The organism is Pseudomonas sp. RA_5y_Pfl1_P24 (assembly GCF_963970945.1).
GTDB classification, from domain to species: Bacteria; Pseudomonadota; Gammaproteobacteria; order Pseudomonadales; family Pseudomonadaceae; genus Aquipseudomonas; species Aquipseudomonas tritici.
In genome coordinates, this window is the sequence record NZ_CAXAOJ010000003.1 from 418580 (window position 1) to 432866 (window position 14287).

Here is a 14287-nt window from a genome sequence, read left to right on the forward strand (position 1 = left end):
TGATAAGTTTTAACACCTACTGCTTAAGCCTTAAGCATGACTTTATGCATTGACGGAATCGTGACATCAGAAAAAATTCCTGTTTAACTGAGTGCATACGGAGATAGGCCCCACATAACTCAGCCACTACATTGGAGCAAAGCGCCATGTCGACGCTCAGTCAGAATAGACTTATAACAAATATATCTTTTTCTGATTGCCCGAGTATCGAAACCACGGTAAATAGCACAGCGGCTCTCGATGTAGATATTCTGCTACTGGGAGAAACAGGTACTGGTAAAGATACCTTGGCGCACCATATACACCACCTCTCCCGCCGCAAAGGAAACTTCGTCGCGGTCAACTGTGCTGCCATTCCGGAAAGCCTTGCCGAAAGCCAGCTATTCGGCGTAAACAGTGGCGCCTACACGGGCGCCATGCAATCTCGGGCTGGCTTCATTGAAGCGGCCCATCTGGGCACCTTATACCTAGATGAAATCGACAGCATGCCGTTGACGCTGCAAGCAAAGCTTTTACGCGTATTGGAATCCCGTGGGGTGGAACGTTTAGGCTCTACCCGATTCATCCCAGTAGACATGCGCGTGATTGCATCTGCCCAGCACGCCCTGCACGACATGGTCGAGCAAGGTACCTTCCGTCGCGACCTATACTTTCGCTTGAATGTCGTAGGTATCCACCTCCCAACGTTGCGGGATCAGCCAGGGCGGATCATACCTATGTTCCTTGAGATGATTGAGCAAGAGGCTGATCACTTCAAATGCCAGCCCCCTCCCTCTCCCAGTAACCAGCTGTTACAGCAGTTGCTGTGCCACTCCTGGAGAGGCAATGTCCGCGAGCTACGCTCCACGGCGAAGCGCTTCGTACTCGGCCTGCCACCGCTCTCTACAACAGTGATGATCCGCCAGGAACTAGACATGAGCCTGAAGACACGCTTGCATCAGATGGAGAAGTCGCTGATTGAGGAGTCGCTTCGTCAAAACAGCCACTGTGTCGACAGTGTGGCGAATGAGCTGGGTGTTGCCAAAAGAACGCTCTACCACCGAATGAAGCATCTAGGCGTATCACTGAACTGAGAATGCCCTGAACGTGCGCCGAGCAAAAAGGTAGCACATCTTTTGAAACATACCTTCCAGTGCTGCTGGGAACGCATACATCTCTTGAACCACATAAATAGTGGAACAGCATTGCGGTGATAACCCCGTCTTAAAGTATCGCTGAATCCAGTAAACCTAACGTTATACAAGGAGAAACAACATGGCTATTCCTAGCAGCTCATCCTTTTCACCTTATTCGGGCGGTTTCGGCAATAACAGCAGCATGTCTGCTCAAGATGCCGACGCAGGCCTTGAAGCCACAGAAGCAAAAAAACGGGCGGATGGCGTAAAAAACGCATTCAAAGCGGCAGAAAACGCTAATACCAGCGGTATCAAATCAGCCGTTGACGCCCTGCGTTTGTAATTACACGACAGCGTCTTGGCCTTTCCGACATCCCCTGCGGAGAGGCCATCTAAGTGAACATTGTTATTCCCACTAAACACTGCAAATCCATACCACTCAGCGGCGGGGCTCCATGATGATAAACGTTATAAATCCTGCTGAAATCAGACTGTCTGGTGTCTCCAGAACAGACGACGTGCGCGCCTCAAGTACAGATGTAAACTTTTTCAACTCGGCCTTGACTCCCTCTTCATTCCCGAACATGGCGGTTAGTCATTTCAATCCACAAACCCCGTTTGCCGACGCCGCCGGCAAGCTAACTTATGTCACTGATCGCATGACCAAGAGTCTGCGCGCACTCAGCGGCACAAACAAATTCGACGAGGCTAGAAAATATCCAAGTCAGCTTTCCGACGCCTTGCTACTGACGCACATGTTGACGAAGAGCGTCGGCAAGACGGCCCAATGCATCGATAAAATCAGCAACCTCCAGTAGGTTAAAATGAACCGCCCGCTATTTATCGCATTCATCCTGTTTTTCTCGTTCCTATTGAATGCCTGCAGTGAACGTGTCGAGCTTCATCGCCAACTCACTGAACAGGAGGCCAATGAAGTCGTAGCAGAACTGGCAGACAAACATATCCGCGCCACGAAAGTCCCCGCAAAAGATGGCGTCATCGTGGTTGTCAATGCATCCGACATGGCGCGTGCCGTACGAACACTGGAGGCCGTCGGGCTCCCTCGAGCAGCACGCGCTACGCTGGGCGACACCTTTCGTAAAGAAGGCGTGATTTCAACGCCGCTGGAAGAAAGAGCCCGCTACATCTACGCGTTATCCCAAGAGCTGGAAACAACTTTATCGAACATTGACGGCGTTGTCGTGGCCCGCGTACATGTGGTATTGCCGGAGCGCATTGCTCCGGGGGAGCCAGTACAACCCGCCTCCGCGTCCGTGTTCATTAAACATGATCCGCGGCTTGACCCGGACAAAATCAGGGCGCGTGTTCGCAGGATGGTTGCAAGTAGCATTCCGGGGATGGCCGCAGCCGTCGACAACCCGCAAAAACTGACAGTCGTCTTCGTGCCCGCGACAGCTTATCTGGACCAACAACGGCTGGCCTACTTTGGGCCGTTTCTGGTTCCTGGAGATGACATCTTTTTTTGGCAAACCCTAGTGACGGTCACGCTGCTTACCTTAGTGCTTTTGATATCGGCAGGCGTGTTCTGGCATAAGCGAACGCAACAAGTCCTGGACGACTCTGTATTACCGGCTCAAACACATGGGCCATCCCATGACCTGCCGGCTCATTCAAACAATGAGTAATCTTTTATGGGCCCAATGGTGGGCAGCCCCCTGGTTACATGCGCATGAAGACTGGAAAACGGTAAAAAAATACGCCGCGCTTGTGGAGCTTCATCGCAGTGGGCAGGTAGTCACGGGTACACATTACGGCGTTGCCCCCTGCCTACCGCCAGTACCTGACCCCACAGTACTTCAATTGGCAGTTGCTTCAATGAAACAACTGGACCTGGGCCTCGCCCTGATCGACGGCATCTGCCGTCCTACCTACGCAACGGCACTGGATGAGCACCATCACCAGTGGTGTAACAGTCTGTCCAAAGCGTTGCCCGTTGATATCCTGCAACCCGATAACGATCCGTTGCAATTACTACGCGTCTGGATCAGCCCTGCTACCTGGCAACGAATCAGGCTGCGCTTTCCTCGCCGACGCGTCCTTGACCTGGAAGAAAAAACACTGACGCTCAACGGCTCTCATAGCCGTCTCGATACCCTCTGGCATGCGGTGATATGGCGGATGGGCGCGAACGGCAACAGTGGCGCTTTTGATTCATGGGAACAGGGAGATTAATGATGTTATGCCGACGCAAAATCGACTCGCTTGGCGCAACACCTCCCGTCCCGGGAAGCCTGGTCTCGTGCGAAGCACTCGCACGTTACACCCTGGCCTGTGACGTGGTGGAACAGGCAAAGGCAGCGGCTAGGCAATTACTTCGAGAGGCACACGAACAACGTGAAGACTTGCTCGAAAAAGCCGGCCTGGAAATATGGCAGCGTGTGAATACCCAACTTCAACGTTGGGAAGTCGAGCGTCAGGCGTTATGTGACAGCCTCGAACGACACGCTACGTCGATTGCCAACCAGACTATCTATTTGCTCCTTGAAGAAACGCCCGCCCCACACCGCATTGCCGCCCTTATCAAGCAACTGGTGGCATGCCACGTTCCCGCAATCAAAGCAACACTGGTGTGCAACCCACATGAACTTGAGACTGTAAGGCGATGCCTGGACAGCGGCGGTAATAATCACTGGACGCTGCGCGCAGAAAATTCGATCGAACCGCAAGTGCTCCTATTGAATACCGAAGAGGGCGACTTCCGCATTGACTGGATCTCCATGGTCAACACCCTCATGAAAAATGATGACAGCCCTTTGAAATAAGGCGAATGAATACATTTCATGAAATAAAACCGGAGCCCCATGGAACCAATTTGAAATATTTACCAAAAAGGGATGTACGCCTAGAGGAAATCCCATGAATTATTTCGACGGTTTTAAAAGCAGACTCTTAAGTGATGCACGCCACGTTAAACGAGACCTCACTTACGCACTAGAAAACAACTCCGGTTCTGCGGAAGACATGGAATTTTTTTTCGACCTCATCACTCAACACCGCAAATCTGAATATGTACTGAATGAGCAGACCCGCGTGCAGTTCATGCTACTCAAATCCGGCCTGGACAGCGCGCAGTAAATTGGAAGCGTTACTTGCCGAGTATTTGAGTCGTGGCACTGGGGAATTCAGATTATTCGAGAATGATGACGAAGTTGTCCTGCGTCTCTGTTCGACCACTCTGTTGCTCAGTGTCCAATTGACCCAATCCCCCCCAAATAAATCAACGCTGATGACCTGGATGCGACTCGGAGCGATCAGCCTGGCACATTTTCAGGGTGCTCTCGCTCAGTCTCCAGAGAGTGGTGACCTCTGGCTGATTCATTGCGTGCACGACAGACACGACGCACAGCATCTGCAGCGCTGTATCGAGTCCCTGCTCAACCAACGCGATACCTGGCGCGCCACTGTCGCGCGCCTGAACAAGCCGGTCCATCCGTTCAAACCTACGTCGCTACGCTCGTTACAGCACTAGATAGGGAAGCTTTTATGTATAACAAGATCCTTAAGCGCAGCAGCTTGCGCCTCAACCCGCCTGAAATTCCTTGCAAACGGCCTGACTGGCGATGCCTGGTCGCATTTGCCTGCTTGCTGGCCCCGGTGCACAACAGCCTTGCCGCCATCCCCGCCGAATGGAAAAACACCGCCTACGCCTATGAAGCTGAACACAAACCCTTACGGGAAGTGCTCGAAGACTTCGCCCAGACCTTCGGCACGCAACTGCAAATCGAGGGCCTGCTGGAAGGCGACGTCAACGGCAAGATCCGCGCGAACACCCCGCAATCGATGCTGGACAGGCTGGGCGTCGAGCACCGTTTTCAGTGGTATCTCTACAACAACACCCTCTTCATCAGTACGCTGGACCAGCAGGAGTCCGCGCGCCTGGAAGTCTCCTCGGAAACGATTGCTGACCTTAAGCAGGCGCTGACCGATATCGGATTGCTCGACAGCCGTTTCGGGTGGGGCGAGTTGCCGGAAGACGGCGTGGTACTTGTCTCCGGCCCCAAGCGCTATATCGATCAGATCAAGCAGTTCAGCAGTCAGCGCCGCTCGCCGGATGAGAAGCAGAGCGTGCTGAGTTACCCGCTGAAGTTTGCCAGTGCGGCGGACCGTCATGTGGATTATCGCGGAGAAAAGCTCACCGTACCTGGCGTCGCCACTATTCTGCGGGGGCTGCTGGAACCACGTTCTGCCTCTGCGCTCACTGGACTGAGCCAGCGCCCGACGTCCCAGCCTGCCCCGCTCACCCCCAACGTTCCTCGGCTGGGCAACCCACTGCTAGGCCAAATGCTCGGTGCAAATGGCAATAGCGGGCAGTTCGACGCAGCCCCCGCATTGACCCCGCGCGCTCCGGTCTCAAACAGCCGGATACGCGTCGAAGCCGATCTGCGCAACAACGCGGTGCTGATCTACGACTTGCCGGAACGCCAGGCCATGTACCGTGAGTTGATCACGCAACTTGACGTCGCGCGCAAGCTGATCGAAATCGATGCGATCATTCTGGATATCGAGCGCACGCAATTGCGCGAATTCGGGGTGAACTGGGGTTTCCAGAACAGTCGTTTCCGGGGTGGCGCGAACATGGCACCCGGCACCTCGTCGCAGTTATCGATCGAGAACCGTGATCGTTTCTACGCAGATATCCGCGCGCTGGAAGCCAAAGGGCTAGCAACCATGGTCTCAAACCCCTCGGTGCTCACCCTGGAAAACCAACCCGCGGTGATTGACTTCAACCGCACCCAATACCTGACCCCCGGCAGCGAATACGCAACTATCTTACCGGTCACCGTGGGCACCAGCTTTCAGGTCGTGCCCAGGGTCACCACCAGCCGCGGCGTTCACCAGATCCATTTGGCAGTGGATATTGAGGATGGCAATTTCGACGAGACCAACCCCGACCCCAATCACTTGGATGTGCGCCGGGGCAAGGTCAGCACACAAGCTGTGATGGAAGAAAAACGCTCGCTGGTGGTCGGCGGTTTCCACGTCACTGAGAGTTCTGACAGGCAAAAAAAGATACCCTTGCTGGGGGATATCCCACTGTTGGGCAAGGCGCTGTTTTCATCGACTGAACGCCAGAATAATCGGCGTGAGCGCTTATTTATCCTCACACCACGCGTCATCGGCGACCAGGACGACCCGTCACGCTACTTGCCGCAAGCCGATCAGGCCGAGTTACAAGCCGCTCTCACACCACTGGCCAGGCGCTATTCCCCCCATGAGCCGGTGATCAAGCGCAGTGACATCATCAGCACCCTGGCACGCCTCGTCAGCGGGGAAGTGCCCCAGGCGTTCAACCCGGCACCGATGCCTCTGGGGCTGAACACCTTGTGCAGCACACGAGACTTGTTGGCATTGAATACCGAACGTAGCCAGTGGTACGCCGGACCGGAATACAACGTGGCGGTCGTGGTGTTGCGCAACCAGTTCAAGCGCAATGTGCGTATCGATGAAAAGGAATGCAGCAACTCGCAGACCCTCGCGGTCACCGTGTGGCCACGCGCCTGGCTCAAGCCAGGTGAAGAAGCCGAGGTATTTATCGCCATGCGCCCCGTGTTGAAGGATGAACATATCAGTGTGCCCCGTCCGTCCTTGATCACTTCCGATAAAAAGGCTACGCCATGAAACTCAGACTTTTGTGCATGACCCTGATCGGCGCAGCGGTGCTCATCACCGGCTGTACGCCCACCTGCAAAGGTGATTCGTGCTCACGCCCGCAATCGACCAAGGGCAAGATGGTGATCTGGTGGCCGCCGCAGATGCGCGTCGAACCTGGCCCCGCCGGTGAGCGGGCGGATTACCAGACTGTGTCGCTGGAACGATGAGGACCCAGGAAATGCCCGACGATAAACGCCAGGTATTTCTGGACAACCTAGTGAGCGGCGCTGCTGCTCACTTGTCCCTCGCGCCCGGTATCAAGGTGTGCGCACTGCCCGCCGGAAATCGCCCAGGGCTGGCCCTGCAAGTCGCTCGCGAAACGTTGCAGGCCGGGCAATTGCAGCGAGCGTTGGAGCGACGTTTTGAACAGGCGGTGGCGTTCGATGGCTGTTTTATCTACCTCGACGCCAAAGGCCATTTGGTGATCTGGCATGCATTGCCGGCAACGAACAGCACCCTCGACAGGGTCCTCAGCCGGATGCTGTCGCTGGCCAATCTGCAAGCCTTGGACAGATGATTAACGCTGCTCGAGTTCCGGCAGTTCCAGGGTTTCGCGCTTGGCTTCATCATCGAGCTCGCGCAAGGTGCGGTAAATCAGCGCCACAGCCTGCAAGGTTTCGCGGGGTATGCTGGCTCCCAGTTTTTTCGTGTAAAGCGTGCGTGCCAGCCATACGCACTGGATCACCGGCACATCGGCCGCCTTGGCGCGCCGGATCAATTTGCGCGCTTCGTCATCTGTGCCCTTGCTGACCAGCAGGGGCAGCGCCGTTTTACCGGGCCGGTAGTAAAGGGCCACGGCAAAGTGAGTCGGGTTGACCACCAGCATATCGGCCTCTTCCAGCTTGGGCAGCTTGACCTTGGGTTCTTCCTGGGCCATCTGATGCGCCAGTGCACGTCGCTGCCCCTTTACGTGAGGGTCACCTTCCATGTCCTTGTACTCTTTGACGACCTCCACTTGGGTCATGCGCATGCGTTTGGCAAAGAAGTGCTTGACCATCACCAGGTCGATAAGCGCCAGCACCAGCAGCATACCGAGGCAGGCATGCAGCAGATGACGAAACAGCGCAATCAACGCCAGGATGTAACTTTGCAGATCGCTGGTGGCCAGGTTGATCAGCGTGCCCAATGAGGGCCAGATCACCCCATACACAATCAAAGCGATAAGGAATGCTTTCGCAACGCTCATCAATAGGTTCATCAATTGCTGGGCAGAGAACATTTGCTTGATTTGGCTGATCGGGTTGAGGCGGTTGAAATCCAGCTTCAGGGTCTGCGGAGCAAACAGCAACCCGAACTGCATCCAACTGCTGATCAGCTTGGCGGCAATCGCAACCCCGACCATCAACAGGGCGAATGAGAAAAACACCACCAAACCCTCGGACAGCACTTCTTCCAGTGCTCGCGCAAAGGGCTGCGTCAGGCGTGACATCGGCAAGAGCATCAATTGCTGGAAGCGTTGCAGGCTGGTCTCGGCGGTGAACAACGCAATCTCGCTGATGGCGGTCAGCACCAGTAACTTTGCGACATCCTGGCTTTGGGCGACCTGGCCTTTCTTGCGTTGGTCACGCAGCTTTTTGGCTGAGGCCGGGTGTTTTTTTTCGCCTGAATCACTCATGGGGTGGCGACCTTTATCAAGAGACCGAGTGAGTGTTTCAAGTCGCCCAGCAGGCTCATGCGCCCGACGATCAGGTCCTGCAGCAGTGCAAAGTACAGCAACAAAATACCGATACCCGCCAGGCATTTGACCGGTGGCGCAAGCGTGCTCACTTGTAACTGTTGGCTGTAGACCCCCAGCAGCGCGATACCAAACTCCAGCAACAGCAGTACCGCAATAAAAGGCGCCGCGTAGAGCATCATGTGTGTAAAGGTATCGCCCAGCAGATCGACAAACAGGCTCATTCCATTCGCCGCCGGCAGCGGGAACCACACCGTGGGAGGCCAGATCAGGTAGCTGTCCCAGATCACCTGGGTCAACGCGCCCAACCCCAGGGTGGTCATCAGCAGAAAAATGGCCAATTGCTTGAACAAATGCCCCATCGGGGTGGCATCCGGCCCCAACGAAGGGTTGAGCTGGCCACCGGCCAAGGCACCGCGCTGGTTATCCAGCAACGCTCCCACTGCCTCGAACATCCAGAACGGCATCGACAGCAGTACCCCCAGCAACAATCCCAGGGCAATCTCCTTGAGCACCAGCCCAGCGAGTATGAGCGCCGAGTAGTCGTGCCCCTCCAGCGCCGCGTGAATACCCGGCGCAGGCAGGAGCGCCAGGACCATTACAATAGTGCCGCGGAGCCTGCCGCGAATATGCTGAAAACAGAACGCTGCCACCAGAATGGCGCAGGGATAAATACGCGCCATGCCGATGAGCAAGCTGGGCAGATACTCCAGGTACAGCAGCACAGGCGCTACCTCAGTTCAGGGCCGAGCGGCCGATCATGTCGAAGGTCAGATTGATCAGTTGGATCAACTCCACGCCGATCCAGCGCCCGGTCATGATCAAGGTGATACCCACCGCCACTAATTTGATACCGAAGGGCAGCGTCTGGTCCTGTATCTGCATCAGGGCCTGCACCAGCGATGTCAACACACCCACCACCACCGCCACAATCAACGGCGGTGCCGTCAGTACTACCACCAGCAGCATGCCCTGCTTGAACAACACAATCGGTTCCATAAGCCCCTCAGAGATAGGAAAGGAACAGACTGTCGAGCAGACGCGACCAACCGGACACCATCACGAACAACAGCAGTTTGAGCGGCAGGGAAATAGTCATCGGCGAAACCATTTGCATACCCAGCGCCAGCAGCAGGTTGGAGACAATAAGATCGATGACGATAAAGGGGATGTAGATCAAAAAACCGATCTCGAACCCCGCCTGCAGTTGCGACAGGACAAACGCCGGGATCAACAGGATCAGGTCCTCGCGTTGTACCTCTTGGGCCATTTTCGCCGGCCAAAGGCGTGCGGTATTTTCCAGCAGATGAGTCAGCACATCCGGGTCCACGTTGCGCAGCATGAAGGCACTCAACGGTTGGATGGCCTCACGCCCTGTCTGCAGAAACAATTGCACGTTGGACGTGTCCAGGGGGGAAACCTTGAGGCGCTCGGCGATCGCGTAGCCCACTGGCGCCATGATGAACAGGGTGGCCGCCAACGCTATGCCATTGATGGCCATGCTCGGCGGCACTTGCTGCACACCGATGGCATTGCGGGTGATCATCAACACAATGACAATCTTCAAGAACGATGTGCAGATGATCAACAGCATCGGCATCAACGACAACGCAGCAACGAATATCGCCAGGATGAGGGGGTCTACCCCCTGAAATGTCATCGACCGAACATCACGCGGGACAACTGCAAGCCCAGGCGGCCGTCAATTTCCACCAACTGCCCCTGACCTATAGGCCGGTCCCCGTAATAGAGGCCAGCCATGCCCGGCGCGTAACCGGCAATACCCAAAACCGCGCCGGGCGAGAGGTTGCGTAACTCACCCAGGGTAAGGTTCAGCGTGCCGCAGCGTACGTTCAGCGCCATGCTCAGCTCATCGAACGGTTCATGGCCGAATACATCCATCACGGGTGCATCCTCCTCTTCCCCTGAGTAGTGGGGGGCTATGAAATCCTCGTCCACAGACGTGTCCTCAATTGAAGTTAGGGTCAAGCGCAACGGTCCACTGTCATCGTCGATACAACCGCGCAGTCGCTGGGTACCAACCTGTAAATAGCCACTGCCCTGGGCTAGAAAAAAGATCTGTTCAAGCACCAGCACATCACCGGGCCTCAGGCTGCGTGCCTGCGCGATCGGTAACTGCAGACGTCCAACGGTCACCGCAATGGCCAATCGAAACGAGGCGGGCATCGGCACCGCCGTAGCACGCCATGGCCCGGCATCGCACAACGCCAGGAAGCTCAAGGCGCTCAGCCACACATACCCCTCGACCCGAGTCTTCCCCAGGGTCACACTGAGTCGGCAGCCAAACGCTGTGGGTCGATCGATCTCCAGCAATCGCACAAAGCCGAACAGCGCTCTCACCTGAGGACTCAGGTGATGCTGGAACACCGCCCAGAACCACGAATCCGGATCATTACCGGACGGGGCCAGCGTCACCGGGCATTCACCCAGCAGGCTAAGCAACGGTCCTGCCTCGGCGAGCGCCAGCACACCACACACGGTTTCAAAGCACACAGCCTCGCCACCCGCGGGCGCACGTCCAGGCTCAAGCCGCAACTGGCCGCCCTGCCCCGCCACCTCAAACGCCAGGAACAGCCCACGTCCCAGTCGACGCCGGGCGGCAACCGTATCGCCGTTGACCAAAGGGAGTGTCAGCAACGGCACTATCATGCGAAGCCGACATTGGCCATTAACACGCTGGCTGGCCGCCCCAGCGTTTGCGTAAACCGGCCCTCAACCTGTTGCCGCACGCTGCTGAGCCAGCGCGCAGTAGCCTCTTCCTCCGCTTCCAGGTCGATACTCCAGGCACCCTGCTCGCGGCGCACACTGGCGTTGATCCGCCCCAGGCGAGGCAGGTACAACACTGCCTGAAGCGGCCACTGCGAAGCGGCCTGCAGACGAGGTGCCAGTTGTTCGGCAAGCGCCTCGATCATGGCTGCACCCTCCACGCCCTTCGTTCCCGACAGAGAAGTTCCCGCACCCGAGCCGTCACCGTCATCGGCCCAAAACTGGGCGAATAACCGCGTCAACTCCGCGGGCACTACGCCTGCAATTCCCGACTCTCGCTCCTCGTGTGTTTCGCGCAGGCGCGGGCGTTCTGCGGGTTTATCTGAAACCTGGGTCATATCGGCTCCTGCGCCAGTAAAAGGGATAACTCCTGAAGTTTTTCCACCTGCCGCAGGCATTCCGTGACCTGTTTCTGGGCACTGCCAACGCGGGTCTGCTTTTCTTCCCGCTGGCTCCGCAAGGCTTCCAACTGCCCCATGTCTCGTCGGGTGCTGGCCGACAAGGAACGCTCCTGGGTTCCCCAGGATTTCAGGGCCTGCAGGGTCAGTACCTGCCCCTGGTGCTGGCTGAGTAACTGAGCACTTTGCAGGGCCTCCTCCTGCCGGGTTTGCTCAAGCGCATCCTGGGCCTGCTGGATATGCGCGAACAGTGCCTGCTGGGCTCGCTTCGCCTCACGCAAGGCACGTTCGGCCCGGTCTGCCCGGTGCCGACGCAGGCGCCGCAACGTCTCGACTTCACCGAGCAACACATCAGAAAGGGACATAGGCGGTCAGCTCCTTGAGTTGCGCCAGCGTCGCCACCATCGGTGCAGGCTCACGCAAGTCCTGGCGCAAGAAATTGTCGACCGCCTGGCGACTGTCCACCGCCAGGTCAGTCAAGGCATCGCTGCCAGGTTGGTATTCACCTAGCTTGAGCATCAGCTCGATTTGCTGATAGGCCGACAACAAACGCCGCAACGCCGTACCCGCCTGGATATCCGCAGGCTCGGCGACGTTACTCAAGATCCGCGACAGGCTCGCCAGCACATCCACTGCGGGGTAGTGCCCGCGCTCGGCCAACTTGCGGGACAGCACGATATGACCGTCGAGCAGCGAGCGAACCTCATCAGCCACGGGGTCGTTCATGGAGTCTTGCTCGATCAACACGGTATAGATCGCCGTGATCACCCCCTCACGCGTCAACCCGGCGCGCTCCACCAGCCGCGGCAACAGGCTGTACACCGAAGGCGGCAGGCCGCCACGACCGAGGGGTTCGCCGGCGGCCAGGCCGATTTCGCGCTGGGCCCTGGCGAACCGGGTCAGGGAGTCGATCAGCAGCAACACGCGAAGCCCCTTGCGCCGATACCCTTCAGCCAATGCCGTCGCCGTGAAGGCCGCACGGGCGCGCTCCATGCTGGAGCGATCGGACGTGGCACACACCAGTACCGCTTTGGAACGCAGTTGCTCATCAAGCTCATGATCGAGGAACTCACGCAGCTCCCGACCCCGCTCGCCGATCAGGCCGAACACGATGACATCGCACTCAACGTTACGGGCGATCTCGGCCAACAGGGTGGTCTTGCCGCAGCCCGCCCCCGCGAACAGACCCACGCGCTGACCCTCGCCCAGCGTCAACAGGCCATCGATAGAGCGCACCCCGGTGGCCAGCGCGCGGTTGATCCGCGGGCGCTCGGTGGGCAACGGCGCCTCACACAACACCGCACTCGTGTCCGGCAAGTCGGCCTCGACAAACGCACTGGGGCCTTCTCCCGTGATCGGCCGCCCGAAGCCATCCAGCACCTGGCCCAACAATGCGTCGCTGACCTGGACCCGATGCGCTACACCAAGACGCTCCACGCCAGCGCCCACCCGCACCCCTTCCAGGTTGCCCAAGGCACTGAGCACGGCATCCTGCTGATCAAAACCAATGATCTCGGCCAACATGTAGTCGCCAGGTTTTTTCTCCACCCGACACAAATCACCGATACGCGCCTGAGGCAGCCGGCACTGCAGCAACATGCCATTGACTCGCTGGATGCGACCTCGCATCGTCACAGGCGCAAAAGTGGCCAACGACTGGGCTTGGCGCTGCTGCCAGGCGTCGAGGCGTGCTTGCAGTTCCGCGCTCACCAGCGCACCTCATAACGCTGCACGCCATCGAAGACCACCTTGCTGTTGTCGATCAACACTAGGCGCAGGCCGTCCACCTCATCCCCGACAAAAAGTCGACTGCCCTCCTCCAGGACCACATGACCATTGGGCCCACCTACGATCTGCACGATCTTGAACGGCAACGTCCCATCGCGTACGCGTACACGGCTGATCACCGGCACCACGCTGTCGAACTGCTCGCCAAAGCGGCTGAGCATGCGCGCGACCAGGTCCACTTCATCCTGTGAGACGTCCCCACTGAGCGCGACCTGCCCATTGATCACTTGCAAACCGACTCGCTGGCTCAATTCACGTTCGCGGAGCATCTTCAACAACTGCTGGCGTACCTCAAACGGTGAGGCCAGTTCCTGTTTCTGCACCACAGGTGGCATCAAGGAAGCCAGGGCCTCGGGCTTCCCGGTGGACGCCATGCCCACCAGAACAAAGATGACCGTCACCACCAGCACCAGTGTAATCAGACGCTTCTGCTGCGAATGCGAGATGGCCGATAACTTAAGCGCCCGTGCCGGCTCATTGACCCGTGGCGACGCTGTCGCTACGGGGGCGGGCGCCTGGGGCCAGGGTTCATCGGCCAACGTCACACACAGCCGCACACTGCCGACCAAAAACGTGACGTTGAGCGCCAGGCGTGCGATCTGTGCCAACACCTGACCATCGGCATCCTGCAAAAGCCCCGCTTCAGCCTGCACCGACCAGTTCGAGTCGATGAGTCGTAGCCGCGCATGCTGCTCGGCGATGCCCGGGTCGTTCAGTACCAAGTCAGCATCGACGTGTGCACCGATGCTCCACTGCTCCCCAAACAATGGCAACGCAGCGCCTTGATGCAGCCCATCAAGCACTCGCAGCTCGAACATCATCGAGCCCTCCGTGCTGAACCCAGACCAACC

19 protein-coding genes are annotated in these 14287 nt (G+C 57.5%); 10 read left to right on the top strand and 9 right to left on the bottom strand.

Annotated features, from left to right (window positions below; genetic code table 11):
• Positions 1–146 precede the first annotated feature (146 nt).
• The 10 genes from AACY30_RS06685 (at position 147) to AACY30_RS06730 (ending at position 7305) form a co-directional block, all read left to right on the top strand.
• On the top strand, positions 147–1073 hold the full coding sequence (locus AACY30_RS06685; RefSeq protein WP_339468345.1) for a sigma 54-interacting transcriptional regulator: 927 nt from the start codon (positions 147–149) through the stop codon (positions 1071–1073).
• Positions 1074–1254: 181 nt separating this feature from the next.
• Positions 1255–1458: a hypothetical protein gene (locus tag AACY30_RS06690; RefSeq protein WP_339468344.1), complete on the top strand. Its 204-nt coding sequence runs from the start codon at positions 1255–1257 to the stop codon at positions 1456–1458.
• 112 nt (positions 1459–1570) lie between these two features.
• Entirely contained in the window at positions 1571–1933 is a 363-nt protein-coding gene (locus AACY30_RS06695; RefSeq protein WP_339540035.1) for a hypothetical protein, read from the top strand.
• A gap of 6 nt (positions 1934–1939) precedes the next feature.
• Positions 1940–2761 (top strand): type III secretion system inner membrane ring lipoprotein SctJ, encoded by an 822-nt coding sequence (sctJ, locus tag AACY30_RS06700; RefSeq protein ID WP_339540036.1) that lies wholly within the window; start codon positions 1940–1942, stop codon positions 2759–2761.
• 190 nt (positions 2762–2951) lie between these two features.
• Complete coding sequence (locus AACY30_RS06705) at positions 2952–3308, top strand: type III secretion protein (protein WP_339540037.1); 357 nt, start codon at positions 2952–2954, stop codon at positions 3306–3308.
• 2 nt (positions 3309–3310) lie between these two features.
• Complete coding sequence (gene sctL / locus AACY30_RS06710; RefSeq protein WP_339540038.1) at positions 3311–3898, top strand: type III secretion system stator protein SctL; 588 nt, start codon at positions 3311–3313, stop codon at positions 3896–3898.
• A 94-nt stretch (positions 3899–3992) separates the two neighbouring features.
• Positions 3993–4211: a hypothetical protein gene (locus tag AACY30_RS06715; protein ID WP_339468338.1), complete on the top strand. Its 219-nt coding sequence runs from the start codon at positions 3993–3995 to the stop codon at positions 4209–4211.
• 408 nt (positions 4212–4619) lie between these two features.
• A complete protein-coding gene (sctC, locus tag AACY30_RS06720) occupies positions 4620–6755 on the top strand; it encodes a type III secretion system outer membrane ring subunit SctC (protein WP_339540039.1) in 2136 nt (711 codons plus the stop codon).
• Positions 6752–6955 (top strand): HrpT family type III secretion system protein, encoded by a 204-nt coding sequence (gene hrpT, locus AACY30_RS06725; protein ID WP_339468335.1) that lies wholly within the window; start codon positions 6752–6754, stop codon positions 6953–6955. The genes sctC and hrpT overlap by 4 nt, the downstream gene beginning before the upstream one ends.
• A gap of 11 nt (positions 6956–6966) precedes the next feature.
• Positions 6967–7305: a transcriptional regulator gene (locus AACY30_RS06730; RefSeq protein ID WP_339468333.1), complete on the top strand. Its 339-nt coding sequence runs from the start codon at positions 6967–6969 to the stop codon at positions 7303–7305.
• On the opposite strand, the gene sctU is transcribed toward AACY30_RS06730, so the two are convergent.
• Genes sctU through AACY30_RS06775 form a run of 9 tightly spaced genes read right to left on the bottom strand, consistent with a single transcriptional unit; the run spans position 7306 to position 14254 of the window.
• Positions 7306–8403, bottom strand: a complete 1098-nt coding sequence (sctU, locus tag AACY30_RS06735; protein WP_339468331.1) for a type III secretion system export apparatus subunit SctU — start codon at positions 8401–8403, stop codon at positions 7306–7308.
• Entirely contained in the window at positions 8400–9188 is a 789-nt protein-coding gene (gene sctT / locus AACY30_RS06740) for a type III secretion system export apparatus subunit SctT (protein ID WP_314560936.1), read from the bottom strand. The genes sctU and sctT overlap by 4 nt, the downstream gene beginning before the upstream one ends.
• Positions 9189–9198: 10 nt before the next feature.
• Positions 9199–9462, bottom strand: a complete 264-nt coding sequence (gene sctS / locus AACY30_RS06745; protein ID WP_314560937.1) for a type III secretion system export apparatus subunit SctS — start codon at positions 9460–9462, stop codon at positions 9199–9201.
• A gap of 7 nt (positions 9463–9469) precedes the next feature.
• On the bottom strand, positions 9470–10123 hold the full coding sequence (gene sctR / locus AACY30_RS06750; protein ID WP_339419623.1) for a type III secretion system export apparatus subunit SctR: 654 nt from the start codon (positions 10121–10123) through the stop codon (positions 9470–9472).
• A complete protein-coding gene (locus AACY30_RS06755; RefSeq protein ID WP_339468327.1) occupies positions 10120–11133 on the bottom strand; it encodes a FliM/FliN family flagellar motor switch protein in 1014 nt (337 codons plus the stop codon). Before AACY30_RS06755 ends, sctR begins: the two co-directional genes overlap by 4 nt.
• Positions 11130–11588, bottom strand: coding sequence for a type III secretion system HrpP C-terminal domain-containing protein (locus AACY30_RS06760; RefSeq protein WP_339540040.1), 459 nt, complete (start codon positions 11586–11588; stop codon positions 11130–11132). The genes AACY30_RS06755 and AACY30_RS06760 overlap by 4 nt, the downstream gene beginning before the upstream one ends.
• A complete protein-coding gene (sctO, locus tag AACY30_RS06765) occupies positions 11585–12013 on the bottom strand; it encodes a type III secretion system stalk subunit SctO (RefSeq protein ID WP_339468323.1) in 429 nt (142 codons plus the stop codon). Before sctO ends, AACY30_RS06760 begins: the two co-directional genes overlap by 4 nt.
• Complete coding sequence (locus AACY30_RS06770; protein WP_339468322.1) at positions 12000–13358, bottom strand: FliI/YscN family ATPase; 1359 nt, start codon at positions 13356–13358, stop codon at positions 12000–12002. Before AACY30_RS06770 ends, sctO begins: the two co-directional genes overlap by 14 nt.
• Positions 13355–14254: an FHA domain-containing protein gene (locus tag AACY30_RS06775; protein ID WP_339540053.1), complete on the bottom strand. Its 900-nt coding sequence runs from the start codon at positions 14252–14254 to the stop codon at positions 13355–13357. The genes AACY30_RS06770 and AACY30_RS06775 overlap by 4 nt, the downstream gene beginning before the upstream one ends.
• Positions 14255–14287 lie beyond the last annotated feature (33 nt).